Raw genomic sequence first — 24955 nt, 5'->3', positions numbered from 1 at the left:
GCCGGTGACCGCACCCGAGGGCGCCCGGCGCCTGCCGCTGCTCGCCGCCGCCTCGGCCGCCGTCGCGCTCGCCGCCGCCGACACCTACGTCGTCGTGCTCGCCCTCACCGACATGATGGCGGGCGTCGGCATCGGCATCGACGCGCTGCAGCGGGCGACCCCGATCATCTCCGGCTTCCTGCTCGGCTACATCGCGGTGCTGCCGCTCATCGGCCGGCTCTCCGACCTGCTCGACCGCCGCCGCGTGCTCCTCGGCTGCCTCCTCGTCTTCGTGGTGGGCTCGGCCGTCACCGCCCTCGCGGTGGAGCTGCCGGTGCTCGTCGGCGGTCGCGTGCTGCAGGGCATCGGTGGCGGCGGGCTCGTGCCGGCCACGCTCGCGCTCGTCGCCGACCTGTGGCCGGTGGAGCGCCGCGGCACCCCGCTCGGGGTCGTCGGTGCCGTGCAGGAGCTCGGCTCGGTGCTCGGGCCCGTGCTCGGCGCGGTCGTGCTCGCGTGGTCGGGCTGGCGGGCGATCTTCTGGCTCAACGTCGCCGCCGCGCTGATCCTGTATGCCGTCATCCACCTCCTCGGCCCGCGGTCGGCGCGTCGCGGGGTCGGCCTCGCTGCCGTCGGCCTCGGAGCGCTCGTCGTGCTCGGCCTGGGCGTCACCGGGCTCGCGCTCGCGGCGCCGGAGGCGCTCGTCACCGACGTCACCCTCGGGGCACCCTTCGTGCCGTTCGCGGGCACGGCGCGGCTGCTGACCCCGGTCGGGGCCGTCGGCCTCGGGCTGCTCCTCGTCGCGGCGGTCGCGTCGGCCCCGCGGTGGTGGGCGGTGCTGCGCCGGGTCGACCTCGTCGGCGCCCTGCTCGTGGCCGTCGCCCTCGGCAGCCTCGTGCTGACCTTCGCGTCGTCGGACCCCGAGAAGGAGGTCGTCGGCCCGCTCGGTCACGGGCTGCTGCCCGTGGGTGGTGCCGCCCTGCTCGTGCTCGTGTGGTGGCACCGCCGGGCCGCCGACCCGCTCGTGCCCCGCGGCGTCGTCGGCTCCCGGGGCCTGCGGGCCTTCACCGTCAGCCTGCTCGTCGGGGCGGCCCTCGTGGCCGTCGTCGTCGACGTGCCGCTCCTCGCCCGGCTCACCGACAGCTACGACGCGACGGGAGCCGCGCTCGTGCTCGTCCGCTTCCTCGTGGCCGTGCCCGTCGGGGCGCTGCTCGGCGGCTGGTCGCTGCGCCGCCTCGGCGACGGCGCCGTGGCGGGCGCCGGGCTGCTCCTCGCCGGTGGCGGACTGCTCGTCATGTCGGGCTGGACCCTCGCGTCGGTCGGGCAGACGGTGCCCGCGACGGTCGTGCTCGTCGTCGTCGGGCTCGGCACCGGCCTCGCCCTCGCGCCCGTCAACAACGCGGCGCTCGCCGACTCACCGCCCGGCGCGCACGGCGTGGCGAGCGCGCTCGTCGTAGTCGCCCGCATGGTCGGCATGGTCGTCGGGCTCGCGCTGCTCACGTCGGTGGGCCTCAGCCGCTACTACGACGCGGTGCGTCGACTGCCCGACCCGCTCGACACCGACGCGCTCATCGGTGCGGGCGTCGTGCAGGTGCAGACCGTCTTCCTCGGCGGGGCGATCGCGGCCCTGCTCGGCGCCGCGGTCGCGGCGTCGCTCGGGCTGCGGCGCGCGCGCCCGGACGGCCGCCTGCGCTGAGTCCGGTCGGCCCTCAGGCGCCGAGCTGGACGACGACGGGGGCGTGGTCGGAGGCGCCCTTGCCCTTGCGCTCCTCGCGGTCGATGGCCGCGCCCACGACCCGGCCGGCGAGCGTGGGGGAGCAGAGCGCGAAGTCGATGCGCATGCCCTGCCGCTTGGCGAAGCGCAGCTGGGTGTAGTCCCAGTACGTGAAGGTGCCGGGCTCGCTCGTGTGCGGTCGCACGACGTCGGCGTAGCCCGCGTCGAGCACCGCCCGGAAGGCCGCGCGCTCCGCCGGCGAGGTGTGCGTGCGGCCCTCGAAGTACTCGACGCTCCACACGTCGGCGTCGGTGGGGGCGATGTTCCAGTCGCCGAGGAGGGCGATCTGCGCCTCCGGGTCGTCGGCGAGCCAGCCGCGGCCGGCGACCGAGAGGGCCTCGAGCCAGCTCAGCTTGTAGTCGAGGTGCGGGTCGTCGAGCGCGCGGCCGTTGGGCACGTAGAGCGACCACACGCGCACGCCCGCGCAGACGGCGCCGATGGCGCGCGCCTCGGGCACCGCCGGGTCGCCCCAGCCGGGCATGCCGTCGAAGCCGACCTGCACGTCGTCGATGCCGACCCGGGAGACGACGGCGACGCCGTTCCACTGGCTGAGGCCGTGGTGCGCCACCTCGTAGCCGAGCGCGGTGAGGCGGTCGAGCGGGAACTGGTCGTCGCGGGCCTTCGTCTCCTGGATGGCGAGCACGTCGACGTCGGACCGCTCGAGCCAGTCGGCGACGCGGTCGATGCGGGAGCGGATGGAGTTGACGTTCCAGGTGGCGATGCGCACAGTCCGTCACCCTAGACGCCGCCGCCGACGACCCCTGTCTAGGGTGAGGCGCATGACGCCGGAGCGCACGACCCGTCCGACGGCCCTCGTGACGGGCGCGAGCGCCGGCATCGGCCACGAGTTCGCCCGGCAGCTCGCCGCACGCGGCCACGACCTCGTGCTCGTCGCCCGTGACCGCGCGCGCCTCGACGCCGTCGCCGCCGAGCTGACGAGCCGGTATGCCGTCGCCACCGAGGTGCTCGTCGCCGACCTGTCCGACCGGGCGGCGCTGCAGGCCGTCGCCGACCGGGTGGCCGATGCCGGGCGGCCGGTCGACGTGCTCGTCAACAACGCCGGCTACGGCCAGCGCCGCAGCTTCCTGCGCAACGACGTCGCCGTCGAGGAGGCCGCCTTCGACGTGCTGACCCGGGCGGTGCTCGTGCTCTCGCACGCCGCCGGGGTGGCCATGCGCGAGCGGGGACGTGGCCGCATCGTCAACGTCTCGTCGGTGGCCGGCTTCATCGCCTCGGGCTCGTACTCGGCCGCCAAGGCCTGGGTGACGACCTTCAGCGAGGGCCTCGCGAGCGAGCTCGCCGGCTCGGGGGTGACGGTGACCGCGCTGTGCCCCGGCTTCACGAACACCGAGTTCCAGGAGCGTGCCGGCATCAGCAAGCCGGGCCCGGCCTTCCTCTGGCTCGACCCGGTCGAGCTCGTGTCCGACTGCCTCGACGACGTCGAGAAGGGGCGGGTTGTGTCGGTGCCGGGGCTGCAGTACAAGGCGATCGTCGGGCTGCTGCGCGTCGTGCCCCGCTCCCTCGTGCGCAGCCGGGCCCGCCTCGTCAGGCGCTGACCGGCGCCGACGGCACCTACGATGGAGCCTCGTGACCACCATCGACACCGCCGCCGCCCGTGCCCGCCTGCTCGAGATCATCAGGGAGAAGGCGATCGTCCACGGTCGCGTCACCCTCAGCTCCGGCAAGGAGGCCGACTACTACGTCGACCTGCGCCGCATCTCGCTCGACGGCGAGGCGGCCCCCCTCGTCGGGATCGTCATGCGCGAGCTGACGAAGGACCTCACGTATGCCGCCGTCGGTGGCCTGACGCTCGGCGCCGACCCCGTCGCGACCTCGATGCTGCACGCGGCCGCCGCCGCCGGTGAGCGACTCGACGCCTTCGTCGTGCGCAAGGCCGGCAAGGCGCACGGCCTCCAGCAGCGCATCGAGGGACCGTCGATCGAGGGTCGACGCGTGCTCGTCGTCGAGGACACGACGACGACCGGCGCCTCGCCGCTCGCCGCCGTCGAGGCCGCCCGCGAGGACGGCGCCGAGGTGGTGGCCGTCGCGACCATCGCCGACCGCGCGACCGGGGCCGGCGAGAGGATCTCCGCCGAGGCCGGCGTGGAGTACCGCTACGCCTTCTCGCTCGAGGAGCTCGGGCTCGCCTGACCCGACCTCGCCCCCGACCCCGCCCCCGACCTCGCCCCCGTCGGCGCGGCGCCCGGCGTCGGTGACGCGCGCGCGGGCGGCCCGGCCCGCAGCACGAAACCGTCGCGCAGGGCCGCCACCGACGACGGCGGCGTGATGACCGTCGCGGTGCCCGAGCGTGGGCGCCGCGACGGCTCGGCCGCGTAGGCGTTGCCGGGCAGCCACGCGAGCAGGCCGTCGCACGTCACGACGGAGGGCCCCGGCCCGAGCAGCACGAACGCGCCGTCGGGCACGTCGGGCCATGCGTACGCGTGCAGGCGCCGGGTGCGCCGGCGGGCGTCCCAGCGCTCGTCGTGCAGGATCGCGTCGAGGCCCGGCGCGGGCAGGTGGCTCGTGCGGTGGGCCGCGGCGACGAGGTCGCGGAAGGCCACGTGGTCGGCGCGGCGGCACTCGGCGCACGGACGGTGGCCGGCGGCCAGTGCCACGGCCTCGTCGAGGAAGAAGAGCGGCGTGTAGCGGTGCGGGTCCCACTGGCGCACCTGCCGGTCGCGGAACTCCAGCAGGCAGGTGATCCACGCGCGGCCGACGTGGTGCCGGCGCACCTCGCGCGTGCCCGCCCCGTCGTGGAGCCGGCCGCGGTTGCCCATCAGCGCCCCACGGCCCGGCGCGGCGACGACCTCGCCGAAGGGGTCGACGCGGTTGGGCGCGGGGCGGGCTGTCACTCGAGCACCTCGAGGACGACGTCGGCGGGATCTCCCTCGTCCAGGCCCTCGGCCCGCCGGACGGCTTTCTTGACCGGCAGGACGTAGGCACCGCGGCCGGCGTCGGGGAACACCGAGGTCGTCCACGACGTGCTGCCGACGGTGGCCCGCACGCGCACGGACCCGAAGCCGCGCGGCGGACGCGGGACCTCGCGGATGCGGGCGGAGGCGTCGTCGGCGACCGTGACGAAGAACCACTCGGCCCGGGCCTCCCAGCGCCACAGCTCGGCCGTGAAACGGAGCGTCCTCATGCGCCCACGCTAGGGCCGGGCGCCGACAGCGCCGCACTAGGATCGGCTCACTGACCGCCTGCTCCCGGGAGAAACCCCATGATCATCGTCTGGATCCTGCTCGGCCTCGTCGTGCTGCTCGCCGTCGTGGGCGTCATCTCGTACAACGGCCTCATCGGCCTGCGCAACAAGGTCGAGGAGGGCTGGCGCCAGATCGACGTCGAGCTGAAGCGCCGCCACGACCTCATCCCCAACCTCGTCGAGACCGTCAAGGGCTACGCGTCCCACGAGCGCGGCACGCTCGAGGAGGTCATGGCGGCCCGCTCCGCCGCGATGTCGGGCGCGCCGACGCCGGCCGCCGCCGCGCAGGCGGAGGGCCAGCTGAGCCAGGCCCTCGGCCGCCTCATGGCCGTCGCCGAGGCCTACCCCGACCTCAAGGCGAACCAGAACTTCCTCGCCCTCCAGCAGGAGCTGACGAGCACCGAGGACCGCATCGCGAGCTCGCGCCGCTACTACAACGCGCTCGTGCGCGACCTCAACACCAAGGTCGAGAGCGTGCCGTCGAACATCGTCGCCAACCTGGCCGGCGTCAAGCGGGCCGAGTACTTCGAGACCCCGGCCGTCGAGGCCGCCGCCCCGACGATCTCGTTCGGGAGCGCCGCCGCCGGTGGCCCGGGCGGCGTGTCGGCGTCGACCCGGCCGGGCGCGCTGGGCGGGCCGTCGACCCAGCCCGGTGCGGCTCCCGGCGCCCTGCCGCAGGCTCAGGCGCCCGGTGTCGGAGTGCCCGACCCGACCCGCGACTCGGGCACGCCGAACGCCTGAGGTCGCTGCCGGCATCCGGCCGCGGGCTCGGCTCAGCTCGAGCGGTCGGGGCCCGTCGCGCTCTCGGCGATGTCGGAGGCCGCCTCGCCCACCTCGGCCGTGATGGCCCTGGCGCGCCGGCGGTGCTGCACGAACTCGATGACCATGGGCACCAGCGAGACCGCGACGATGAGCAGGATCGCCACCTCGAGCTTGTCCGTGATCCACGGGAACGCCTGCCCGAGGAAGTAGCCGAGCAGGGTGATGCCGGCCGCCCACAGCACGGCGCCCACGGCGCTCCACGTGAAGAAGCGACGCCGGTCCATGCGGCTCACGCCGGCCACCACGGTGATGAAGGTGCGCACGATCGGCACGAACCGGCCGATGACGAGGGCCTTGTTGCCGTGCTGGTCGAAGAAGGCGGTCGTCTGGTCGAAGTACTTCTTCTTGAGCACCCGGCCGTCGCGCTCGTAGAGGGGTGTGCCGATGGCCCGGCCGATCTCGTAGCCGACGACGTTGCCGAGGAAGGCCGCCGCGCAGAGCGCGAGGACGGCGACGGCGAGGTTGACGTGCACCTGCCCGGTCGCGACGAAGAGGCCGACGGCGAAGAGCAGCGAGTCGCCCGGCAGGATCGGGAAGAGCAGCCCGCACTCGATGAACACGATGGCGATGGCGATCCAGAAGAAGGCGCTGCCGTACTGCTCGAGCAGGTACGTGGGGTCCATCCACTGCGGGCCGAGGGCGGGCGCGACGGCCGGCAGGGCGGCGAGAGCGTGCATGGGTCACAGGGTATGCCGTGTGCCCGGGGGTGCCTGAATCCGCGCTGTCGGGACGCTGTGGGCGGGGCCGTCGCCCGGATCGCGGAACGGCCCGGACGGCGCCCGCCCCGCTCGTAGACTCGGCACGTCGCGATCCGCCCGTCCGCAGGAGCCCCCATGCCCCGTCCCCGTCCCGCCCTCGCCGTCGCCGTCGTGCTGGCGGTCGCCGCCCTCGCCGCGTGCGGCTCGTCCACGCCCGACCCCGGCGCGGCCGCACCGGCCGGAACGGGCACGGCGGGCACGGCCGGCTCGGACGCCTGTGCCAAGGGCTCGCTGACGCTCGTGAAGCCGGGCACCCTGACGGTCGGCACCGACAAGCCGGCCTACGAGCCGTGGTTCAGCGGTGACGACCCGAGCAACGGCAAGGGCTACGAGTCCGCGGTCGCCTACGCGATCGCCGACGAGCTGGGGTTCGCCAAGGGTGAGGTCACGTGGGCCGTCGTGCCCTTCAACACGGCGATCTCCCCGGCGCCCAAGGACTTCGACCTCGACCTCAACCAGATCTCGATCTCCGACGACCGCCGCAAGGCCGTCGACTTCAGCTCGGGCTACTACGACGTGCGCCAGGCTGTCGTCTCCTACAAGGGCAGCCCGATCGACGGGAAGACCACCGTCGCCGACCTCAAGGGCGCCAACCTCGGCGCGCAGGTCGGCACGACGTCGTACAAGGCCATCACCGACCAGGTGCAGCCGAGCAACGACCCGAAGGTCTTCGACACCAACGACATCGCGGTGCAGGCCCTGAAGAACAAGCAGATCGACGGCATCGTCGTCGACGTCCCGACGGCCTTCTACATGACGGCGGCCCAGCTCGACGACGGCGTCATCGTCGGCCAGCTGCCCGCCGCGGGCACGCCGGAGCAGTTCGGCGCGGTGCTCGACAAGGGCTCGGCCCTGACGCCGTGCGTCACCAAGGCGGTCGACGCGCTCCGCGCCGACGGCACGCTCGAGAAGCTCCAGCAGCAGTACCTCGCCAACGCGGGCGCCCCCGAGCTGAAGTGAGCGAGCGCACCTGGTCGCCGTCGGCCGTCGAGCTCGAGCGCCGCGACTTCCGCCGCGCCCGTACGATGCGGTCGGCGGCGCTGTCGGCCGTCAGCACGGTCGTCGTCCTCGGCGTGCTCGCCTGGCTCGTCACGCACTCGGCGGGCTGGCCGCGGGTGCAGGAGACGTTCTTCAGCTGGGACAAGGCGGTCGACTCGTTCCCGGCCGTGCTCAAGGGTCTGTGGCTCAACATCCGGCTCATGCTCGTCTGCGGGGTCTCGATCCTCGTGCTCGGGCTGACCCTTGCGATCATGCGCACCCTGCGAGGGCCGATCTTCTTCCCCCTGCGCCTGCTCGCGACGGTCTACGTCGACCTCTTCCGCGGCCTGCCGCTGCTGCTCCTGCTGCTCCTGCTCGGGCTCGGGGTGCCGGCGCTGCGCCTGCCCAACGTGCCCACCGAGCTGGCCTTCTGGGGAGCCGTCGCGATCGTGCTGTCCTACTCCGCCTACGTCGCCGAGGTGTTCCGCGCCGGCATCGAGTCGGTGCACCCGTCGCAGCGGGCGGCCTCGCGCGCCCTCGGCCTCTCGAGCGGCCAGACGCTGCGCCACGTCGTGCTGCCGCAGGCCGTGCGCCGGGTCACCCCGCCGCTGATGAACGACTTCGTCTCGCTCCAGAAGGACTCGGGCCTCATCGCCGTGCTCGGGGCGACCGACGCCATCCGGGCGGCACAGATCGAGACCGCGAGCGACTTCAACTACACGCCCTACGTCGTGGCGGGCGTGCTCTTCCTCTGCCTGACGATCCCGATGGCGCGGCTCACCGACCACGTGGCGAGGCGCCAGGGCTGGCACGGGTCGGGAGGCACGCTGTGAACGGCGAGACGTCGCTGCTGACGGTCCGTGGGCTGCGCAAGAGCTTCGGCGAGCACGTGGTGCTCGACGACGTCAGCCTCGACGTGGCGCCGGGGGAGTGCGTCGTGCTCATCGGCGCCTCGGGCTCCGGCAAGTCGACGCTGCTGCGCTGCATCAACCTCCTCGAGCAGGTGGACGACGGCGTCATCACCCTCGCCGGCCTCGACATCACCGACCCGCGGGTCGACGCGGACGAGGTGCGCTCGCGAACCGGCATCGTCTTCCAGGCCTACAACCTTTTCCCGCACCTCTCGGTGCTCGACAACGTGACGCTCGCCCCGCGCCGGGTGCACAAGGTCGCGCGCGCCGCGGCCGAGAGCCGCGCCATGGCGATGCTCGAGCGGGTCGACCTCGCCGAGAAGGCGCGCGCCCGCCCCGACGACCTGTCGGGCGGCCAGCAGCAACGCGTCGCCATCGCGCGCGCCATGGTGAACTCGCCGCAGCTGCTCCTGCTCGACGAGGTGACGAGCGCGCTGGACCCGGAGCTCGTCGGCGAGGTGCTCGACCTGCTCCGCGAGCTGCGCGAGGAGGGCATGACGATGATCCTCTCGACGCACGAGATGGGGTTCGCCCGCAACGTCGCCGACACCGTCTGCTTCCTCGACGGGGGCCGCGTGCTCGAGCAGGGCCCGCCCGCCGAGGTGCTGGGTGCGCCGCGCGAGGCCCGCACCCGGCAGTTCCTGTCGCGGCTCGTCTCGTGAGTCGGGGCGAGGACGCGACGACCGAACCCGTCGAGCCGGCCACCGACGGGGACGCGGCCGCGCCGGAGGTCGGGGTGGGCCCGTGGGAGGGGCCGTGGCCGGTCGGGGACCACTGGGACCCGGAGCTGCTCACCCAGGGCGACCGCCGCAACGTCGTCGACGCCTACCGCTACTGGCGTCATGACGCGATCGTCGCCGACCTCGACGCGCACCGGCACGACTTCCACGTCGCGGTCGAGAACTGGGGTCACGACTTCAACATCGGCTCGGTCATCCGCACCGCGAACGCCATGGGGGCCAAGGCGTTCCACATCGTCGGCAGGCGGCGGTGGAACCGGCGCGGAGCCATGGTGACGGACCGCTACCAGCACGAGCACCACCACCCGGATGCCGCCTCGCTCGCCGCCTGGGCCCGCGCGGAGGGGCTGACCCTGCTCGGGGTCGACAATTTGCCGGGCTCGGTGCCGCTCGAGACGTTCGACCTGCCGCGGAGGTGCGTGCTCGTCTTCGGGCAGGAGGGGCCCGGGCTCTCCGAGCCGATGCGCGCCGAGTGCGCCGGGGTGCTGCACATCGAGCAGTTCGGCTCGACGCGGTCGATCAATGCCGGGGCGGCGGCGGCCATCGCCATGCACGCCTGGGTGCGCCGGCACGTCTTCGACCAGCAGCCGTAGTGCGTCGGCCCTTGGTCGGCCGGGATCGGTCGGGAGGGCCGGCGCCCGGTATCGGTGGCGCTCGTGCGTCAGGCCGGGGAGGTCGACCCATCGGGAAGGGAGAGGCGCCCGGTCAGGGTGAGCAGGTGGTCACCCATGCCCCCGTGCACCTCTGGGCCGGATCCGAACGCCCAGTCGGTGTCGGTCGCCACGAGGCGGATGCCGCGCAGCGGCTTCCAGCGTCGGAGCGGAGCCGGGGCGGTGAGCAGACGGTCGGTGGCTGCCCTCGCCGCGTCGGGCGGGATCGGGTGCTCGATGCCGAGAGGGCGGGCGACGTCCTGGTTGTGCACGAGGATGTCGAGGAGCGGCTCGAGGTCGCTGATGAAGGCGACGCGTCGCCGCGAGCCGAGGAAGCCGCGCAGCGTGGCCACGATCTGCTCGTGGCCGAGGGGACTGCGCAGAGCCGTGTCGCGCACGAAGACGTCGTACCGGAGGCCCGCGCGCAGGGCCGGCCACACCACGTCCCGCACGCGCGCCTGGGCGAAGGTCAGGTGCGCGCCGACGTCGCGCACGGTCCACGCCGCGCACAGGCTCGGGCGCTCCCAGTCGGCAGCGGGGAGCGACTCCAGCAGGTCGGCCATCCAGGCCCGTTCCGAGTCGATGTGCTGCCACACGGCGTCACTGTCCATGGAGGTCACCTCTCCGCTGCCAACTAGACAGGTTTCCTGTCTAAAGTGGCACCGTGACCGGTCCACGTCAACGGCGGGAGCTCGGCATCCTGCTCTTCGTCGCCTCCCGGGCCCTGGAGCAGCGGGCGTTCGACGCCGTCGTGGCCGCCGGCACCACCGACATCACGCCCGCGCAGGCGCGGATCGCGGCGCGCATCGCCCCGCACGGGTCGCGGGTCTCAGACCTCGCCGAGCAGGCACGGGTCACCAAGCAGAGCGCGGCGTCGCTGGTCGTGCAGCTCGAGGAGGCCGGATACGTCGAGCGGGTGCCCGATCCCACCGACGGACGCGCCCGGCTCGTCCGCCTGACCCCCCGGCTGCGGCAGGTCGCCGAGGTGGCGGACGCCGAGGTCGAACGGGTGCTCGCCGAGTGGGCTGACCGGGTCGGGGAGGAGCGTCTGCAGCAGCTGCACGAGATCCTGCGCGACCTCCGGGGCGTCACCGACCCGTGGTGGCGGTCGTGAGCGACGGCAGGGCGCCCGGGCGGGAGGGTGGGGTCGGTCCGGGGAGGCACCCGGCATACGGCCGCGGTGGCGGGCGGCCCTCAGGGACGATCCCCACGCACGGCCGCCACGAGCGCGGCACGCACGGCCTCGTGCGCCGGGGGAGGGAGGTCCTCGAGGTCGAACCACCTGATCTCGTCGTGCTCCTCGGGGGCGAGGTTCGCCGGCGTCCCCTCCCACTCGGGCACGAGCCAGGCGCTCAGCCGGGTCGGTGACCCCGTCGGTCCGACGGACAGTCGGCACAGGTGGGACGCCGAGGCCGCCGCCACCCGGACGCCGAGCTCCTCGCGCAGCTCCCGCGTCAACGTGTCCAGCTCCGACTCGCCGGGCTCCGCCACGCCGCCCGGGAGCTCCCACACGGCGGGGTACGCCTGTTTGTGCCGGCTGCGGAACGCGAGCAGGACCTGTCGTCCACGCACCAGCGCACCGACCACGACGTCGACCATGGGGCCATCACAGCAGCCCCCACCGACGGTGGCCTCCGCCTCCGCGTCTCCCCGGGTCGACCGTCGCTCGCGCCGCGCGCCCCGCGAGCCGCGCCACGCGGGGTTTGATGGGGGCATGAGCGCACGACCGACCACGGTGCCCACCGCGACCCTGACCGTCGTCTCCGGCCGCCCGGGCACCGGCAAGACGACGCTCGCCAAGGAGCTCGCGCGCCGCCGCCGGTCGTGCTACCTGCGCGTGGACGCGGCCGAGACGGCACTGGCCCGCAGCGGGCTCCAGGTCGGCGCGGAGGGCTATGCCGTCATCCACGAGATCGCCGTCTCGAACCTGCTGCTCGGCATCGACGTGGTGGTCGACGCGGTCAACCCGGTGCCCGAGGCCCGCGCGGGGTGGCGCGACGCCGCTGCTCGCGGCGGCGCGGGACTCGTGCAGGTCGAGACGTGGCTCGCGGAGGCCGGCGAGCACCGCCGCCGGGTCGAGGCGCGGACGCCCGACATGCCCGGCCAGCTGGTCCCGACGTGGGACGAGGTCGTGAATCAGCCGTGGGTGCCGTGGGACGAGGTGCGCGACGGCCCCCGGGCGCTCGTGGCGACGCAGGACGCGGGCGCCGCGCTGGCCGAGGTCATGGCCCTCACGCCCGGGCTCTGACCTCGGTCCGGCAGGGCGAGCGGTCGCCACGCGCGGTCAGCCCTGCGGGTCGCGGCCGCGCCAGCGCAGCGGTTGCTCGGTGTACTCCTCGACGACGTGAGCGGCGACGCCGACCGAGCGGGCCACCTGGAAGGTGACCTCCCCCGCCTCGGCGGGCAGCCGCAGGGCGTGCAGCACCGCGGCGCTCGCGAGGTCGATGTTGGGCAGCGCGCCGGTGCGGTCGGCCACGAGCCCGGCCAGGGCCTCCACGCGGCGCCGCAGCCGCGTCGTCCCCCGTCGCCGCCACACGGCGGCGAGGACGACCTCGGCCCGGGGGTCGCCGTCGGGGTAGCGGAAGTGCCCGAACCCGGGCACTCCACCGTGCTCCCGCAGCGCCCTGGCCACGAGGGCGCCGGCGTCGACGTCGTCGGCCAGGAGTCCGTGCGCCGCCACGGGCGCGGCGCCGTGCAACGGGCCGGCCATCGCGGCGTACGCGGCGCAGAGGCAGTCGGGCAGGCCCGCCCGCGTCGAGGCGGCGACCCGGGCTGCCACGGTCGAGGCCGTCAGGCCGTGGTCGAGCAGCGCGACGAGCAGGACCCTCAGCGTGGCGACGTCCCCGCGGTTCGACGACGAGCCGCCCAGCGCCGAGAGGGTGAGTGCGGCAAGGTCCCGGTCCGCCCGTCCACCGGCTGCGAGGGCGAGGGCGGAACGGAGCGTGGGCAGCGCGGCCTCGCGCACGCGGTCGGGGTCGGTGTCGGCCGCGAACGGGTCCGCGGCAGCCACGAGCTGCACGGCGACCGGCATCCGGCGTCGGAGGGGAAGCCGGGAGAGGTCGGCGGCGCCCTCGGCTAGATCTGCCGAGAACCGTTGTGCACCAGTCGAACCGAGCACGATCGCGGCGGCCGCGTCGAGCGAGGGAAGCTTCACGACGTCGCCGAGCGGTCGGTCCCGGTAGAAGAGCTCGCCGTCCAGGTGGCTGCTCACCGCCGTCGCGATGCTCCGGAAGCGCAGCACGGGCGGCGGCCCCCCGGGTGGTCGCGTGGCCGACGCCATCGCGTCGATCTCGGCCCGGTCGAAGAGGCTCTCCTGCTGGCCGGGCCGGCGCTCGCTGTGGAGGAGCCCGCGACTGACGTAGGCGTAGAGGGTCGCCCGCTTGACGCCGAGGCGCTGGGCGGCCTCGGTCGTCGTGATCCAGGCAGAGGGGGGCGCGGCCATGGGGTCTCCGGTGCCGGTCGCTGGGACGTTGACGCGATCAACATTGACGATGTTGATCAACATCTCGGACAGTGACGAGTGAACCCGAGAGGAGCTCCACATGTCCACTGCCACCAGCGACTTCATCAGCGTCCCACCCGGACTGGCCCGGGTCGTCGTGACCGACACCGAGCTCGGCGACGTCCGCGGCGACGAAGGCTTCTTCCACTACCGCCAGTACTCCGCCGTCGAGCTCGCCGAGCACGTCGGCTTCGAGGAGGCGGCGCACCTGCTCGTCCACGGCCACCTGCCGACGCCGGAGGAGCTCACCGCCTTCCGCGCCGGGCTCGGGCGGCGGCGGGTGCTCCCGCCGGCGCTCGCCGACCTCCTGCCGGCGATCTGCGCGACGAGCCGCGACCCGCTTCAGGTGCTGCGCACCGCCCTCTCCGCGTGGGGCGGCGTGGCCGGGCTGCGACCGCTCTACGACGGAGACGAGGGGGAGCGGCTCGAGGCCGCCCTGGCGGCGGTCGCCGTGACCCCGACGGTCCTCGCCGCGGCGCACCGCCTCCACGCCGGCCTCGAGCCGGTGGCGGCCGACCCGGCCCTCGGCCACGCCGTCGACTACCTCCGGATGGTCACCGGACGACTGCCGTCCGACCGTGACGCGCGCGCCGTCGAGCAATACCTCGTGGCCACTATGGACCACGGCTTCAACGCGTCGACGTTCACGGCCCGCGTCGTCGCGAGCACGGGCGCCGACCTCGCCGCGTGCCTCGTGGCGGCGATCGGGTCGTTCTCGGGACCCCGCCACGGTGGCGCCCCCAGCCGCGCGCTCGAGGCGCTCGACGACATCGGCACGCTCGACCGGGCCGACGCGTGGGTGCGGGACCGGGTGGCCGGCGGTGAGCGCATCATGGGCTTCGGCCACGCCGTCTACCGCACCCGTGACCCGCGCTCCGAGATGCTCAAGACGACGGCCCGAGGGTGGGACGACCCGCTCGTCGAGCTGGCGACGGGTGTCGAGGAAGCCGTCGAGCGGGCCCTCGCCGAGCTCAAGCCGGGCCGCGAGCTGCACGCGAACGTCGAGTTCTACGCCGGCGTCGTCATGAGGCTCGCCGGGCTCGACCCGGCGATGTTCACCCCGACCTTCTGCGTGGCGCGCGTGGTCGGGTGGGCGGCCAACGTCCTCGAGCAGAGCCGTGACCCGAAGATCATCCGGCCCGCCGCGCGCTACGTCGGGCCGACGCCTCCGCAGCCGGTGCCCACGTCCGTCGCCGCGCGCTGAGCCGGCCCCGTCGGGCGCCGGGCGCAGGTTCGACACGCGGAGCGGGCCCCGACAGCGCCGGCGGGGCCCGCTCGACGCGGCCCGGGGCGAACGCGGCCGAAGGGAGAGGACAGCCGCGGGTTGCCCCACCCGACCACCGTAGGTCGGGTGGGGCAACGCGACGTCCGGGCGCGGGTCAGGACTCGACAGGCGGGCGTCAAGGATCCGTCCGGAACGGCGCGGTCAGTCCGCGGTCCGCATGGCCTGCTTCCACGAGAGGCGGCCACGGGTCTGCATGAGCGAGCGCCGGTAGACCTTCTCGCCGAGCACCACGGTGCCGGCGGAGAACGCCGCCATCAGCAGCAGCGCCACGACGGGCTCCCACCAGGCGGCGTCGCCGGCGATGATGCGGCCCGGCATCGCCACGACCGAGACGATCGGCACGAAGGAGGCGATCTTGAGGGCGACGCCGCTCAGCGCGAAGCTCGCGAAGTAGACGAGCATGAGCACCGTCGTCATCGGCGACGTCGTGGACTGCAGGTCCTCGGTGCGCGAGGCGAGCGCGCCCGCCACGGCGAAGAGGCAGGCCAGCGCGAAGAAGCCGACGGCGAAGAAGAGGACGAACCAGATCACCGCGGTCGAGAGGGTCGGCAGCAGCGAGGACCACTCCGTGAACGAGACCGCGATGAGTCCCACCCCGGAGAAGAGCACGACCTGGCCCAGCGCGATGAGCGCGTTGCCGACGACCTTGCCGGCGAGCAGCGCGCGCAGCGGGATGGCCGTCGCGATGATCTCGACGAGCCGTGACTGCTTCTCCTCGACGACGCTCGCCGCGATCTGCTGGCCGAACATCAGTGCCCCCATGAAGAAGAGCAGTGCGAAGGCGAAGGTGGCGGCCTGGACGAAGCCCCGGTTCGTCGTCTGGCCGTCGAAGCGGTCGGTCGTCAGGGTCGCGCCACGCTCGAGGGCCTCGACCGTGGTGCCGGCCGTGGCCGCGTTGCGGTCGAGCGCCGCGTCGCGCACGGCGCCCTCGAGCGGCGTCTGCAGCGACAGCGAGACGTCGTCGCCGGAGGTGAGGGCCCAGCCGGATGCCGTCTGGTGCAGCCACGCGTCGACGTCGCCGGCCTCGACCGCGGCCCGCGCCGCGTCCTCACCGGCCACGGTGCTCGGGGTGATGACGACCTTGTCGCTGTCGGCCCGGGCCGCGGTGGCCGCCTGGTCGACGAGCCGGCTGCCCTCGGAGGTGGAGACGGCGACGGTGTAGGTCGACGTCTTGCCCGCCTGCCAGGCCGAGAACGCCGCGAACCCGGCGATGAAGACGAGGGTGAAGAGCGTCGAGAAGAGGAACGTGCGGTTCGTGACGCGCACGACGATCTCGCGGACGGCGACGACGAGCCAGGGCCTCCCGGCGTGCCGGTCGTCCGTGTCCGTGCCCGTGCCCGTGGACTGGCCGGTGGGTGGGGTGGGGGGCTGGGTCGGGTGCTGCGTGGTGGTCATGCCGTCACCTCACGGTAGATCTGGGCCAGGGAAGGACGCTGGGGCGAGAACTCGTGGACCTCGCCGCGGCGCAGGGCCTCCTCGAGCAGCGCCCGGCCGGCGCCGGGCTCGACGACCTCGACGAGTGCCGTGTGCCCGTCGACGTCGACGGCGTGCACGCCGGTGACGCCGCGCACCCACCCGGCGTCGCCCGAGAGGACGAGGCGGTGGCGCGAGACCGAGGTGGCCCGCAGCTCGTCGGGGGTGCCGGCGGCGACGACGCGGCCGGCGGCGAGCACGACGAGCCGTTCGCAGAGCCGCTCGACGAGGTCGAGCTGGTGGGAGGAGAAGAGCACCGGCACGCCGTGCGCCGTGTGCTCCCGGAGCAGGTCGGCCATGTTGTCGACGGCCGCGGGGTCGAGCCCGCTGAACGGCTCGTCGAGCACGAGCGCGCGGGGCTCGCCCATGAGCGCGGCGATGATCTGCACGCGCTGCTGGTTGCCGAGCGAGAGCTTCTCGACGTGGTCCTTGGCGCGCTCGGCGAGGCCGAGCCGCTCGAGGTGCGTCGTCACCGACGAGCGGGCCGCCGAGGCACTGAGCCCGCGGAGGCGACCGAGGTAGACGAGCTGGTCGAGCACGCCCTGCTTCGGGTAGAGCCCGCGCTCCTCGGGCATGTAGCCGAAGCGTCGCCGGTCGAGGGCGGTGATCGGGCGGCCACCCCAGAGCACCTCGCCCGCGGTGGGGGAGAGGACGCCCATGAGCATGCGCATCGTCGTCGTCTTGCCGGCGCCGTTGCCGCCGACGAAGCCGGTCAGCTGGCCGGCCGTGACGGTGAAGCTGACGTCGTCGACGGCACGGATCTCCCCGAACGAGCGGGTGAGGTGGCGCAGCTCGATGTCCGACGTGGCCCGTTCCCGCGGGGCAGGTCTCGTGAGGGTGGTCGTGGCGGTGTCCCCGGAAGTGCTCATGACGCCCACGCTAGGTCGGCAGGACGCGGACGGGATCAGCCCGTCGGGTGATCCCCGGGCTCCCCCCGGAGGATGAGCCCGGCCTCGTAGGCGAGCACGACCGCCTGCACCCGGTCGCGCAGGTGGAGCTTCGCGAAGACGTTCGACAGGTGCGTCTTGACCGTCGCCTCGCCGACGAAGAGGGTGGCGGCGATCTCGGCGTTGGACAGGCCGCGGCCGACGAGCACCAGCACCTCGAGCTCCCGGGGCGTCAGGTCGTCGAGGCGCGGGTCGCGGGCCGGGCCGGCACCGGCCGCCACGCCGGAGACCGCGCCGGGGGTCGCCCCCGAGCGTGCGCCGGGGGTGACGCCAGCAGCCGCACCGGGAGTCGCGGCCGCCATCTGCTCGATGACCCGCCGGGTCACCTCGGGGGCGAGCAGCGCGTGGCCGCCGGCCACGGTGCGCACCGCCTCGATGAGGTGGTCGGCGTCGGCGTTCTTGAGCAGGAAGCCGCTCGCGCCCGCCGACAGCCCGGCGAAGACGTAGTCGTCGCGGTCGAAGGTCGTGAGGATGACGACCCGGGCCCGGCCCTCGGCGACGATCTGCCGGGTCGCCTCGATGCCGTCCATGACCGGCATCTGCACGTCCATGAGCACGACGTCGGGGCGCAGCTCGCGGGTGAGGCGCACCGCCTCGGCCCCGTCGCCGGCCTGGCCGACCACCTCGAGGTCGTCCTCCACCGAGAGGATGAGCGAGAAGCCGGAGCGGACGAGCAGCTGGTCGTCGACGAGCAGGACGCGGGTGGGGGTGGTCACGACGCCTCCTCGGGCAGCGGCATACGGACGCGGACACGGTAGCCGCCTGTGACGCGGGGGCCGATCTCACTGACGCCGCCGTGCGTCGCGAGGCGCTCGCGCACGCCGAGCAGGCCGAGGCCCGTGCCCGAGGTGCCGGAGCGGGGGCGCCCGCCGTCGAGCACCTCGACCTCGGCGTAGCCGTGCGCGAAGCCCGGCTCGCCCCGGCGGTCGACGCGCACGACGACGGTCGCGGTCGAGGCCGTCGAGTGGCGGCGCACGTTGGCCAGGGCCTCCTGGACGGTGCGGTAGAGGGAGAGGCCGAGCGGCGCCGGCACGGTGACGAGCGCGCCGGGGGCGTCCTCGACGACGCGGCACTCGACGTGCAGCCCGTGCGCACAGGCCTCCTCGGCGAGGGCGGGGACGTCGGCGAGCACCGGCTCCGGCGCGCGCGAGCGGGCGGGCCGACCCGGGTCGCCGGCGGTCGCGGGGTCGACGTCCTCGGCGTCGTCGGCGTCCTCGGCGCGCAGTGTGCCGAGCAGGCCGCGCATCTGCGCGACGGCGTCGCGCGACGAGGTCTCGACCGAGCGCAGCGCGCCCTCGGCGGCCTCGACGTCGCGCCGCAGCACCCGCCGCGCGGCCGCGGCCTGGATGCCGATGACCGAGACGTGGTGGGCGACGACGTCGTGCAGCTCCCGTGCGATCCGAAGGCGCTCCTCGACGACGGCCTGCCGGCGCAGGCTCGTCGTCTGCGCGTCGATGGTCAGCGCCTGCGCGGTCAGGCGGTCGCGCCGGAGCGCCGACCACCACGCGGCCTGGCCCCCGACGATGGCGCCGCCGAAGTAGAAGACGTTGATGAGCAGGCTGTAGACGACGTAGGCGGCGGACGGGCTGAAGAGGCCCTGCCGCGGGAGGGGCTCCCCGTTGTGGCGCAGGGCCTGCTCGACGCCGCTGCCGACGGCGAACTGCCACGTCAGCCACCCGAACATCAGCAGCACGATGCCGACGACGACGCCGATCATGGCGCGGCGGTCGGTGGCCCAGGCCACCCCGGTGAAGATCGCGACGAAGTAGACGACCTGCATCGGCACCGAGGAGGCGACGCCCGGCATGACGAGGCCGACGGCGAAGAAGTGGAGCGAGAGCCCCGCCGCGACGGCGAGCGGCCAGCGGCGACGCCAGACCAGGGGCACCGTCCCCGCGAGCACGGCGACGTGCGGCCAGAGCCACGAGTCCTGGAACGAGCCGAGCGCGTCGATGCTGCGGAGCAGCTCGACGCCGATCGAGCCGGTGACGAGGAAGGCGAGCGCGAGCCACGTGTCGGTGCGCCGGGTGCGGGCCGGGTCGGCGGCCCGGCGCTCCCACTCGGTGTCGACGCCGAAGTAGCCCTGCACCCTCGCCACGAGGGCAGTCCACCGGCCGTCCATGCGCCCAGCCTAGGCAGGGGTGGGTCGCGGCCGGCTCCCCCTCCGGGTGGAGGTGCGCGGTACGTTCGGCGCATGGGTGTTCGTTCCTCCGTCCTCGACGTCTCCACGATGCGCTCGCGGCTCGACCGGCTGCGTCGTCACGCCACCGACGCGGGGATCGCCGCCACCGTCGTGTCCCCGGGGTCCGACCTGCGCTACCTCACCGGCATCGCCGGGTCGTCGTTCGAGCGGCTCACGGCCCTGGTCGTGCCGAGCGACGCCGCCGTGGCGCCCGTCCTCGTCTCGCCCGAGCTGGAGTTCGCCGGTCTCGGGCACGTGCCCTTGGGCGAGCTCGGCGTCGAGGTGCGCACGTGGGTCGACGGCGAGGACCCGTACGCCCTCGCCCTCGGCGGGGTGCCGGCCGGGCCGGTCGCCGTCTCCGACATGACGCCGGCCCTGCACCTGCTGCGCCTCCGCGATGCGGGAGCCCGTGAGCAGCAGCTCGCCGGGCCCGTGCTGCGGGAGCTGCGGATGCGCAAGGACGCCGCCGAGCTCGCCGAGCTGCGTGCTGCCGGAGCCGCCATCGACCGCGTGCACGCGCGCGTCGGCGAGTGGCTCCGGGCCGGGCGCACCGAGGCCGAGGTCGGGGCCGACATCGCCGCCGCGATCGTCGAGGAGGGCCACGCGCAGGCCGACTTCGTCATCGTCGGGTCCGGCCCCAACGGGGCGAGCCCGCACCACGCCGTGAGCGACCGCGTCATCGAGACCGGTGACGTCGTGGTCGTCGACATCGGCGGACCGCTGCCCTCGGGCTACGGCTCGGACTCCACGCGCACGTATGCCGTCGGGTCGCCCCGCGAGCCCGACGTGGCGGTCGCCTACGCTGCCCTGCAGGCCGCCCAGGCGGCGTCCGTGGCCGCGGTGCGCCCGGGCGTGACGTGCGAGGCCATCGACCGGGCCGGTCGCGACGTGCTCGCCGAGGCAGGGCTCGCCGAGCGCTTCATCCACCGCACCGGCCACGGCATCGGCCTCGACGGCCACGAGGAGCCCTACGTCGTCACGGGCAACGACCTGCCGGTCGAGCCCGGGATGACCTTCAGCATCGAGCCCGGCGTCTACCTGACCGGCCGCTGGGGCGCCCGCATCGAGGACATCGTCGCCGTGACGGAGGACGGCGTCGAGCGCTTCAACACCAGAACGACCGACCTCGTCGTCCTGTAGCCGGTCCCGCGGCACGTCGACGGCGGGTCAGGAGTCGAAGCCGACGCCGATGCGGTCGAGGGCCTTGAGCCAGAGGTTGCGCCGCCCGGTGCGGTCCTCGGCGGCGAGCGACGAGCGCGTGGCCCGCACGGCGGCATACCGGATCGGCTCGGGCGGGAAGGGGATCGGCTTGCGCCGCACCATCTCGAGCCGGGTGCGCTCGGTGTCGAGGCCGTCGACGAGGTCGAGCGCGACGGCCGCGCCGAAGCGCGTGGAGGCGACGCCCAGGCCGGTGTAGCCGACGGCATACGCCATGCGGCCGCCGAGGGCGGTGCCGAAGACCGGCGTGAAGCGCGAGGTCGTGTCGATGACGCCGGCCCAGCGGTGCGTGAACCGGATGCCCTCGAGCTGCGGGAAGATGTCGAGGAAGTGGTCGGCAAGCAGGCCGTGCGAGGCGTCGGACTGCTCGAGTGCGGGGTCGATGCGGCCGGGGAAGTGGTAGTTCGCGTCGTAGCCGCCGAAGAGCACCCGGTCGTCGAGCGTCCTTCTGTAGTAGTGGAACTGGTTGCCGGCGTCGGTCAGGCCCTCGCGTCCCCTCCAGCCGACGGCGTCGAGCTGCGCCGGGCTGAGCGGCTCGGTCATGAGCACGTGGTCGTAGACGGGGAGCACCCACGCGCTGAACCGGCGGAGCACGCCCTGAGCGGCGTTGGTGCCGATGACGACCCGCCGGGCGTGGATCGAGCCGCGGTCGAGCCGCACCCGCACGCCCGGTCCCTCGACCTCGAATCCCGTTGCGCGAGTGTGCTCGTGGAGCCGCACGCCCAGCGACTCGGCGGCGCGCGCCAACCCCCAGACGAGTCGTGCCGGGTCGACGAGCGCGACGCCGGGGTCGAACATGCCGGCGAGGTAGCGCGGGGAGTCGACGCGCGCCCGGGCCTGCGCCGCGTCGAGCAGCTCGACCGGTGCGCCGTGCGCCCGGTGCAGCTCGAAGGCCTCGTGGACCGTCGGCACCTGGTGCGCGCTGAGCGCGAGGGTGAGCTCGCCCGGCCGGTGGAAGTCCGCATCGACGCCGTAGGCCGTCAGCGACCGCTCGAGGCCCGCCATGTTCTCGTCCGCGAGCCGTTCGAGCGTGCTCGTCTCGGTGGGCCAGCAGGCCAGCCCCTGGGCGAGGCCGTGCGTCAACGAGGCGTCGACGAAGCCGCCGTTGCGTCCGGAGGCGCCGTCACCGAGCCGGTCTGCCTCGACGACGACGACGTCGCGGGAGGGGTCGGCCTCCTTGGCCTGGATCGCGGCCCACAGACCGGTGAAGCCGGCGCCGACGACGAGCAGGTCGGTGCGGGCCGCCGCGCCGGTGAGCGGCGCGCGCGGATCGGGGCGCTCGGGGCGGTCGGTCCAGAACGGGACGGTCCGGGCGCCGTCGAGCGCGGCGGCGGCGCGGGGCGAGAGCGGGGAAACAGGCATGACGAGAGGGATTCGACCATGCTTGGCTGGCCCTGTGAAGCCCCCTTCGTTCCAGCACGATGCCGCAGCGCCGCAGGAGGCCGAGCTCCTCCGCGCCTTCCACGACGAGACCCGGGCCCCCGTGCCGCTCGGCACGGCCGAGCGGCCGATCGAGCTCGACGGGCCGGTGCGCAAGCAGTACGACCTGGATCCGTCGGGCCACTTCGCGATGGTCGAGAGCCCGGACGGCCTCGGCGACGACCCGGACGGACTCATCCGGCGCGTCCGGGACTTCTTCGCCGACCGCGGGCAGCGCGTCGAGTGGAAGACCTACGACTACGACGAGCCGGCCGACCTCGGAGCGCGCCTCGTCGCTGCCGGGTTCGTGCGCGAGGACGACGAGGCACTCGTGCTCGGCGCTGCCGAGCCCCTCGCGCAGCAGGACCTCGCGCTCCCCGACGGCGTCGTCGTGCGGGCGGCCGACTGCTTCGAGGACTTCGCGCGGATGCGGACGATGTCCGAGACGGTGTGGGGCGAGGACCACCCCTGGGTCACCGAGTCGCTCTACCCGGACTGGGCGGCCCGGCCCGAGGCGATGGACGTCGTCGTCGTCGAGGAGTCCCGCGAGGGACCCGTGCTGTGCGCCGCCCGCGGCGAGTACGACGCGAGCAGCTTCGTCGGGCTGTGGGGCGGCTCGACCCTGCCGGCCTGGCGGGGCCGCGGCCTCTACCGGGCCACGCTGCTCCACCGGGCCCGGCTCGGGATCGAGCGCGGCAAGCGCCACGTCCGCGTCGACGCCTCGCCCGACTCCGAGCCGATCCTCACCCGTCTCGGCCTGCACCGCGTCGCGACGACGACGCCCTACGTCTTCGAACCGGTCGTCAGGAGCGCGTGAACACGGCCTGGTCCGAGGACAGCCGTCCCACGACGACGTCGCTGCGCTCGTCGCCGATGCGGATCGACCCGACGCGGCCGTGCACGGCGGCCGCCCGCGAGGTCTGCGTCGTGCGCACCGTGACCTTCGTGCCGTCGTCCTCCACCCACGAGTCGACGGAGACGTGGCGCTCCACGGGCCGCAGCCCGCGGAAGGTCAGGTCGACGGGCATCCGCACCGCCGGCGCGGCTCCGTAGACGTCCGCCGCCCGGGCCGTCCCGGTGAGGTGGGCGCCACCGGTCGTGCCGCGGAACGTCGCGACGGCGTCGGGGACCTCGAGCTCGCGCGCCCCGCGGAAGGTGCACGGTCCCGGCGTCGGCCCCTCCTCGTCGACGACGAAGACCTCGGGCGGCAGCACCCCGGCCGGGCAGCGCCAGTCCTCGATGCGCCCGAAGACGTCGTCGGTGCCCGGGGTCGCGGCGTCGTCGCCGACGAAGACGACGCCGCGGTGCACGTTGCCGCCGAAGAGCCCGGGCACGCCCCCGCGGTCGACCCACGAGACGTGGGCGTTCTTCGCGAGGTGGTCGTTCGTGGGGCCCCCGGCGTGCGCGGCGGAGCCGGCGACGAGCAGCGGCAGGACGGCGACGGCGGTCGCGGTGACGGTGCGGACGGCGATGTGACGCATGGTGTTTCCCCTGTTCCGGTCGGTGCGTCGAGCGGTGTCGTCGACGTACCACCTAGACCGCCGCGAGCCAGGAATGGTTGTCACGGTCGCCGGGAGGATCCCCACTGCGCGGACAGACCGTGTGCGGCCCACGGCATACGTGGCAGGATTCACGGCGGATCGTGAACCCGCTCATTCGACAGCAGGAGTTGCAATGCCCATCGCCACCCCCGAGGTGTATGCCGACATGCTCGACCGCGCGAAGGCCGGCTCCTTCGCGTACCCCGCCATCAACGTCTCGAGCTCGCAGACGCTCAACGCCGCGCTCAAGGGCTTCGCCGACGCAGGCTCCGACGGCATCATCCAGGTCTCGACCGGCGGCGCGGACTACCTCTCCGGCCCGAGCATCAAGAACATGGTGAGCGGCTCGCTCGCCTTCGCGGCCTACGCGCACGAGGTCGCCAAGAACTACCCCGTCAACATCGCGCTGCACACCGACCACTGCCCCAAGGACAAGCTCGACGGCTTCGTGCGCCCGCTCCTCGCGGCCAGCACCGAGCGCGTCCAGGCCGGCGGCACGCCGTGGTTCCAGTCGCACATGTGGGACGGCTCGGCCGTGCCGCTCGACGAGAACCTCTCGATCGCGCAGGAGCTGCTAGCCCTCGCCAAGGCCGCGAACGTCATCCTCGAGATCGAGGTCGGCGTCGTCGGTGGTGAGGAGGACGGCGTCGCCCACGAGATCAACGACAAGCTCTACTCGACGCCCGCCGACGCCATCGCGACGGTCAAGGCCCTCGGTGCGGGCGAGAACGGCCGCTACCTCACGGCCCTCACGTTCGGCAACGTGCACGGTGTCTACAAGCCCGGCAACGTCAAGCTGCGTCCCGAGGTGCTCCTCGAGGCCCAGAAGGCGGCCGCCGCCGAGCTCGGCCTGTCGGACGACGCGCGCCCCTTCGACCTCGTCTTCCACGGCGGCTCGGGTTCGCTGCCCGAGGAGATCTCGGCGGCCGTCGACCACGGCGTCGTCAAGATGAACGTCGACACCGACACGCAGTACGCCTTCACGCGCTCGATCGCAGGCTGGATGATCGGCAACTACGACGGCGTGCTCAAGGTCGACGGCGAGGTCGGCAACAAGAAGCTGTACGACCCCCGCGCCTGGGGCAAGGCCGCCGAGGAGGCCATGGCGGTGCGCATCGTCGAGGCCTGCACCGCGCTGCGATCGGCGGGCACCCACTCGTGAGCGACAACCTGCTCGGCATCCCCGAGACCCGCCTCGCGGTCGACCCGGCCGCCGAGAAGCTCGACACGGGAGTCGATCCCGTGCAGGTGGCCGCGACCCACCCGTCGAGCTCGCTCGCGTGGGCGACCCTCGCCGAGGACGCGCTCGCCGACGGCGACCGTGACGTCGAGGCGTACGCGTACGCCCGCACCGGCTACCACCGCGCCCTCGACAGCCTCCGCAAGGCGGGCTGGCGCGGCCAGGGCCCGGTGCCGTGGTCGCACGAGCCCAACCGCGGCTTCCTCCGGGCGCTCGCGGCGCTCGCCCGTGCCGCCCGCGCCATCGGCGAGAGCGACGAGGAGGCGCGCTGCACGCAGTTCCTGCGGGACAGCTCGCCCGAGGCCGCGCGCGAGCTCGGACTCTGAGGACCCGCCCG

General features: G+C 74.1%; 28 protein-coding genes. 15 read left to right on the top strand and 13 right to left on the bottom strand.

Annotated features, from left to right (window positions below; translation table 11 throughout):
* The first annotated feature begins 4 nt into the window (after nucleotides 1-4).
* Nucleotides 5-1672, top strand: coding sequence for an MFS transporter (locus tag ABT295_RS10500; RefSeq protein WP_352394293.1), 1668 nt, complete (start codon nucleotides 5-7; stop codon nucleotides 1670-1672).
* 13 nt (nucleotides 1673-1685) lie between these two features.
* On the opposite strand, the gene ABT295_RS10495 is transcribed toward ABT295_RS10500, so the two are convergent.
* The gene (locus ABT295_RS10495) at nucleotides 1686-2477 is read right to left on the bottom strand and encodes an exodeoxyribonuclease III (RefSeq protein WP_352394292.1); all 792 of its coding nucleotides are present in this window, start codon (nucleotides 2475-2477) and stop codon (nucleotides 1686-1688) included.
* A gap of 52 nt (nucleotides 2478-2529) precedes the next feature.
* Here ABT295_RS10495 and ABT295_RS10490 point away from each other — a divergent pair, with 52 nt between their 5' ends.
* Entirely contained in the window at nucleotides 2530-3306 is a 777-nt protein-coding gene (locus ABT295_RS10490) for an SDR family NAD(P)-dependent oxidoreductase (RefSeq protein ID WP_352394291.1), read from the top strand.
* A 31-nt stretch (nucleotides 3307-3337) separates the two neighbouring features.
* Nucleotides 3338-3901 carry an orotate phosphoribosyltransferase gene (gene pyrE / locus ABT295_RS10485; protein WP_352394290.1) on the top strand — a complete coding sequence of 188 codons (564 nt, stop codon included), beginning with the start codon at nucleotides 3338-3340 and terminating at the stop codon, nucleotides 3899-3901.
* Here pyrE and ABT295_RS10480 read toward each other — a convergent pair.
* Together ABT295_RS10480 and ABT295_RS10475 are read right to left on the bottom strand one after the other, a co-directional pair.
* Entirely contained in the window at nucleotides 3865-4602 is a 738-nt protein-coding gene (locus ABT295_RS10480; protein WP_352394289.1) for a hypothetical protein, read from the bottom strand. The genes pyrE and ABT295_RS10480 overlap by 37 nt on opposite strands.
* Nucleotides 4599-4892, bottom strand: coding sequence for a DUF1905 domain-containing protein (locus ABT295_RS10475; RefSeq protein WP_352394288.1), 294 nt, complete (start codon nucleotides 4890-4892; stop codon nucleotides 4599-4601). The genes ABT295_RS10480 and ABT295_RS10475 overlap by 4 nt, the downstream gene beginning before the upstream one ends.
* A 78-nt stretch (nucleotides 4893-4970) precedes the next feature.
* On the opposite strand from ABT295_RS10475, the gene ABT295_RS10470 reads away from it, so the two are divergent.
* Nucleotides 4971-5693 (top strand): LemA family protein, encoded by a 723-nt coding sequence (locus tag ABT295_RS10470; protein ID WP_352394287.1) that lies wholly within the window; start codon nucleotides 4971-4973, stop codon nucleotides 5691-5693.
* 32 nt (nucleotides 5694-5725) lie between these two features.
* Here the strand turns inward: ABT295_RS10470 and ABT295_RS10465 are convergent, their stop codons facing one another.
* Nucleotides 5726-6451, bottom strand: a complete 726-nt coding sequence (locus ABT295_RS10465) for a DedA family protein (RefSeq protein ID WP_352394286.1) — start codon at nucleotides 6449-6451, stop codon at nucleotides 5726-5728.
* A gap of 156 nt (nucleotides 6452-6607) precedes the next feature.
* Between ABT295_RS10465 and ABT295_RS10460 the strand changes: the two genes are divergently transcribed.
* Genes ABT295_RS10460 through ABT295_RS10445 form a run of 4 tightly spaced genes read left to right on the top strand, consistent with a single transcriptional unit; the run spans nucleotide 6608 to nucleotide 9754 of the window.
* Nucleotides 6608-7492: an ABC transporter substrate-binding protein gene (locus ABT295_RS10460; RefSeq protein WP_352394285.1), complete on the top strand. Its 885-nt coding sequence runs from the start codon at nucleotides 6608-6610 to the stop codon at nucleotides 7490-7492.
* On the top strand, nucleotides 7489-8343 hold the full coding sequence (locus ABT295_RS10455; RefSeq protein ID WP_502991093.1) for an amino acid ABC transporter permease: 855 nt from the start codon (nucleotides 7489-7491) through the stop codon (nucleotides 8341-8343). The genes ABT295_RS10460 and ABT295_RS10455 overlap by 4 nt, the downstream gene beginning before the upstream one ends.
* Nucleotides 8340-9083, top strand: a complete 744-nt coding sequence (locus ABT295_RS10450) for an amino acid ABC transporter ATP-binding protein (protein ID WP_352394284.1) — start codon at nucleotides 8340-8342, stop codon at nucleotides 9081-9083. The genes ABT295_RS10455 and ABT295_RS10450 overlap by 4 nt, the downstream gene beginning before the upstream one ends.
* A complete protein-coding gene (locus ABT295_RS10445; RefSeq protein ID WP_502991092.1) occupies nucleotides 9080-9754 on the top strand; it encodes a TrmH family RNA methyltransferase in 675 nt (224 codons plus the stop codon). Before ABT295_RS10450 ends, ABT295_RS10445 begins: the two co-directional genes overlap by 4 nt.
* A gap of 68 nt (nucleotides 9755-9822) precedes the next feature.
* On the opposite strand, the gene ABT295_RS10440 is transcribed toward ABT295_RS10445, so the two are convergent.
* On the bottom strand, nucleotides 9823-10422 hold the full coding sequence (locus ABT295_RS10440) for a maleylpyruvate isomerase family mycothiol-dependent enzyme (RefSeq protein WP_352394283.1): 600 nt from the start codon (nucleotides 10420-10422) through the stop codon (nucleotides 9823-9825).
* Nucleotides 10423-10475: 53 nt separating this feature from the next.
* Between ABT295_RS10440 and ABT295_RS10435 the strand changes: the two genes are divergently transcribed.
* Nucleotides 10476-10925 carry a MarR family winged helix-turn-helix transcriptional regulator gene (locus ABT295_RS10435; RefSeq protein ID WP_352394282.1) on the top strand — a complete coding sequence of 150 codons (450 nt, stop codon included), beginning with the start codon at nucleotides 10476-10478 and terminating at the stop codon, nucleotides 10923-10925.
* 80 nt (nucleotides 10926-11005) lie between these two features.
* Here ABT295_RS10435 and ABT295_RS10430 read toward each other — a convergent pair whose 3' ends face one another.
* Nucleotides 11006-11410: an NUDIX domain-containing protein gene (locus tag ABT295_RS10430; protein ID WP_352394281.1), complete on the bottom strand. Its 405-nt coding sequence runs from the start codon at nucleotides 11408-11410 to the stop codon at nucleotides 11006-11008.
* A 115-nt stretch (nucleotides 11411-11525) separates the two neighbouring features.
* On the opposite strand from ABT295_RS10430, the gene ABT295_RS10425 reads away from it, so the two are divergent.
* Entirely contained in the window at nucleotides 11526-12059 is a 534-nt protein-coding gene (locus ABT295_RS10425) for a P-loop nucleotide/nucleoside kinase family protein (RefSeq protein ID WP_352394280.1), read from the top strand.
* A 36-nt stretch (nucleotides 12060-12095) separates the two neighbouring features.
* Here ABT295_RS10425 and ABT295_RS10420 read toward each other — a convergent pair whose 3' ends face one another.
* Nucleotides 12096-13316 (bottom strand): citrate/2-methylcitrate synthase, encoded by a 1221-nt coding sequence (locus ABT295_RS10420; RefSeq protein WP_352394279.1) that lies wholly within the window; start codon nucleotides 13314-13316, stop codon nucleotides 12096-12098.
* 37 nt (nucleotides 13317-13353) lie between these two features.
* On the opposite strand from ABT295_RS10420, the gene ABT295_RS10415 reads away from it, so the two are divergent.
* Entirely contained in the window at nucleotides 13354-14517 is a 1164-nt protein-coding gene (locus ABT295_RS10415; protein WP_352394278.1) for a citrate/2-methylcitrate synthase, read from the top strand.
* A 222-nt stretch (nucleotides 14518-14739) separates the two neighbouring features.
* Here the strand turns inward: ABT295_RS10415 and ABT295_RS10410 are convergent, their stop codons facing one another.
* Genes ABT295_RS10410 through ABT295_RS10395 form a run of 4 tightly spaced genes read right to left on the bottom strand, consistent with a single transcriptional unit; the run spans nucleotide 14740 to nucleotide 19140 of the window.
* The gene (locus ABT295_RS10410) at nucleotides 14740-15993 is read right to left on the bottom strand and encodes an ABC transporter permease (protein WP_352394277.1); all 1254 of its coding nucleotides are present in this window, start codon (nucleotides 15991-15993) and stop codon (nucleotides 14740-14742) included.
* The gene (locus tag ABT295_RS10405; protein ID WP_502991091.1) at nucleotides 15990-16940 is read right to left on the bottom strand and encodes an ABC transporter ATP-binding protein; all 951 of its coding nucleotides are present in this window, start codon (nucleotides 16938-16940) and stop codon (nucleotides 15990-15992) included. The genes ABT295_RS10410 and ABT295_RS10405 overlap by 4 nt, the downstream gene beginning before the upstream one ends.
* A 35-nt stretch (nucleotides 16941-16975) precedes the next feature.
* Nucleotides 16976-17734 carry a response regulator gene (locus ABT295_RS10400; protein WP_352394275.1) on the bottom strand — a complete coding sequence of 253 codons (759 nt, stop codon included), beginning with the start codon at nucleotides 17732-17734 and terminating at the stop codon, nucleotides 16976-16978.
* Nucleotides 17731-19140 (bottom strand): sensor histidine kinase, encoded by a 1410-nt coding sequence (locus ABT295_RS10395; protein ID WP_352394274.1) that lies wholly within the window; start codon nucleotides 19138-19140, stop codon nucleotides 17731-17733. The genes ABT295_RS10400 and ABT295_RS10395 overlap by 4 nt, the downstream gene beginning before the upstream one ends.
* A 72-nt stretch (nucleotides 19141-19212) precedes the next feature.
* Between ABT295_RS10395 and ABT295_RS10390 the strand changes: the two genes are divergently transcribed.
* Nucleotides 19213-20340 carry a M24 family metallopeptidase gene (locus ABT295_RS10390; protein ID WP_352394273.1) on the top strand — a complete coding sequence of 376 codons (1128 nt, stop codon included), beginning with the start codon at nucleotides 19213-19215 and terminating at the stop codon, nucleotides 20338-20340.
* 27 nt (nucleotides 20341-20367) lie between these two features.
* Here the strand turns inward: ABT295_RS10390 and ABT295_RS10385 are convergent, their stop codons facing one another.
* Complete coding sequence (locus tag ABT295_RS10385) at nucleotides 20368-21780, bottom strand: NAD(P)/FAD-dependent oxidoreductase (RefSeq protein WP_352394272.1); 1413 nt, start codon at nucleotides 21778-21780, stop codon at nucleotides 20368-20370.
* Nucleotides 21781-21814: 34 nt separating this feature from the next.
* Between ABT295_RS10385 and ABT295_RS10380 the strand changes: the two genes are divergently transcribed.
* Nucleotides 21815-22654, top strand: a complete 840-nt coding sequence (locus tag ABT295_RS10380; RefSeq protein ID WP_352394271.1) for a GNAT family N-acetyltransferase — start codon at nucleotides 21815-21817, stop codon at nucleotides 22652-22654.
* Here the strand turns inward: ABT295_RS10380 and ABT295_RS10375 are convergent.
* Nucleotides 22641-23318: a hypothetical protein gene (locus ABT295_RS10375; RefSeq protein WP_352394270.1), complete on the bottom strand. Its 678-nt coding sequence runs from the start codon at nucleotides 23316-23318 to the stop codon at nucleotides 22641-22643. The genes ABT295_RS10380 and ABT295_RS10375 overlap by 14 nt on opposite strands.
* A 193-nt stretch (nucleotides 23319-23511) precedes the next feature.
* On the opposite strand from ABT295_RS10375, the gene fbaA reads away from it, so the two are divergent.
* Both fbaA and ABT295_RS10365 read left to right on the top strand, forming a co-directional pair.
* Complete coding sequence (fbaA, locus tag ABT295_RS10370; protein ID WP_352394269.1) at nucleotides 23512-24540, top strand: class II fructose-bisphosphate aldolase; 1029 nt, start codon at nucleotides 23512-23514, stop codon at nucleotides 24538-24540.
* Nucleotides 24537-24944: a DUF3151 domain-containing protein gene (locus ABT295_RS10365; RefSeq protein WP_352394268.1), complete on the top strand. Its 408-nt coding sequence runs from the start codon at nucleotides 24537-24539 to the stop codon at nucleotides 24942-24944. The genes fbaA and ABT295_RS10365 overlap by 4 nt, the downstream gene beginning before the upstream one ends.
* The last annotated feature ends 11 nt before the right edge of the window (nucleotides 24945-24955 follow it).

The organism is Terrabacter sp. NPDC000476, assembly GCF_040300125.1.
GTDB lineage: Bacteria > Actinomycetota > Actinomycetes > Actinomycetales > Dermatophilaceae > Terrabacter.
This window is presented reverse-complemented; position numbering and strand designations above follow the sequence as displayed.

What these genes read in the sequence shown, in the direction of transcription:
- ABT295_RS10490 (WP_352394291.1), top strand. Translation starts at nt 2,530, where the DNA reads ATGACGCCGGAGCGCACGACCCGTCCGACGGCCCTCGTGACGGGCGCG.
- ABT295_RS10475 (WP_352394288.1), bottom strand. Translation starts at nt 4,892, where the DNA reads ATGAGGACGCTCCGTTTCACGGCCGAGCTGTGGCGCTGGGAGGCCCGG.
- ABT295_RS10470 (WP_352394287.1), top strand. Translation starts at nt 4,971, where the DNA reads ATGATCATCGTCTGGATCCTGCTCGGCCTCGTCGTGCTGCTCGCCGTC.
- ABT295_RS10465 (WP_352394286.1), bottom strand. Translation starts at nt 6,451, where the DNA reads ATGCACGCTCTCGCCGCCCTGCCGGCCGTCGCGCCCGCCCTCGGCCCG.
- ABT295_RS10460 (WP_352394285.1), top strand. Translation starts at nt 6,608, where the DNA reads ATGCCCCGTCCCCGTCCCGCCCTCGCCGTCGCCGTCGTGCTGGCGGTC.
- ABT295_RS10440 (WP_352394283.1), bottom strand. Translation starts at nt 10,422, where the DNA reads ATGGACAGTGACGCCGTGTGGCAGCACATCGACTCGGAACGGGCCTGG.
- ABT295_RS10430 (WP_352394281.1), bottom strand. Translation starts at nt 11,410, where the DNA reads ATGGTCGACGTCGTGGTCGGTGCGCTGGTGCGTGGACGACAGGTCCTG.
- ABT295_RS10425 (WP_352394280.1), top strand. Translation starts at nt 11,526, where the DNA reads ATGAGCGCACGACCGACCACGGTGCCCACCGCGACCCTGACCGTCGTC.
- ABT295_RS10420 (WP_352394279.1), bottom strand. Translation starts at nt 13,316, where the DNA reads ATGTTGATCAACATCGTCAATGTTGATCGCGTCAACGTCCCAGCGACC.
- ABT295_RS10415 (WP_352394278.1), top strand. Translation starts at nt 13,354, where the DNA reads ATGTCCACTGCCACCAGCGACTTCATCAGCGTCCCACCCGGACTGGCC.
- ABT295_RS10410 (WP_352394277.1), bottom strand. Translation starts at nt 15,993, where the DNA reads ATGACCACCACGCAGCACCCGACCCAGCCCCCCACCCCACCCACCGGC.
- ABT295_RS10405 (WP_502991091.1), bottom strand. Translation starts at nt 16,940, where the DNA reads ATGAGCACTTCCGGGGACACCGCCACGACCACCCTCACGAGACCTGCC.
- ABT295_RS10395 (WP_352394274.1), bottom strand. Translation starts at nt 19,140, where the DNA reads ATGGACGGCCGGTGGACTGCCCTCGTGGCGAGGGTGCAGGGCTACTTC.
- ABT295_RS10390 (WP_352394273.1), top strand. Translation starts at nt 19,213, where the DNA reads ATGGGTGTTCGTTCCTCCGTCCTCGACGTCTCCACGATGCGCTCGCGG.
- ABT295_RS10385 (WP_352394272.1), bottom strand. Translation starts at nt 21,780, where the DNA reads ATGCCTGTTTCCCCGCTCTCGCCCCGCGCCGCCGCCGCGCTCGACGGC.
- ABT295_RS10375 (WP_352394270.1), bottom strand. Translation starts at nt 23,318, where the DNA reads ATGCGTCACATCGCCGTCCGCACCGTCACCGCGACCGCCGTCGCCGTC.
- fbaA (WP_352394269.1), top strand. Translation starts at nt 23,512, where the DNA reads ATGCCCATCGCCACCCCCGAGGTGTATGCCGACATGCTCGACCGCGCG.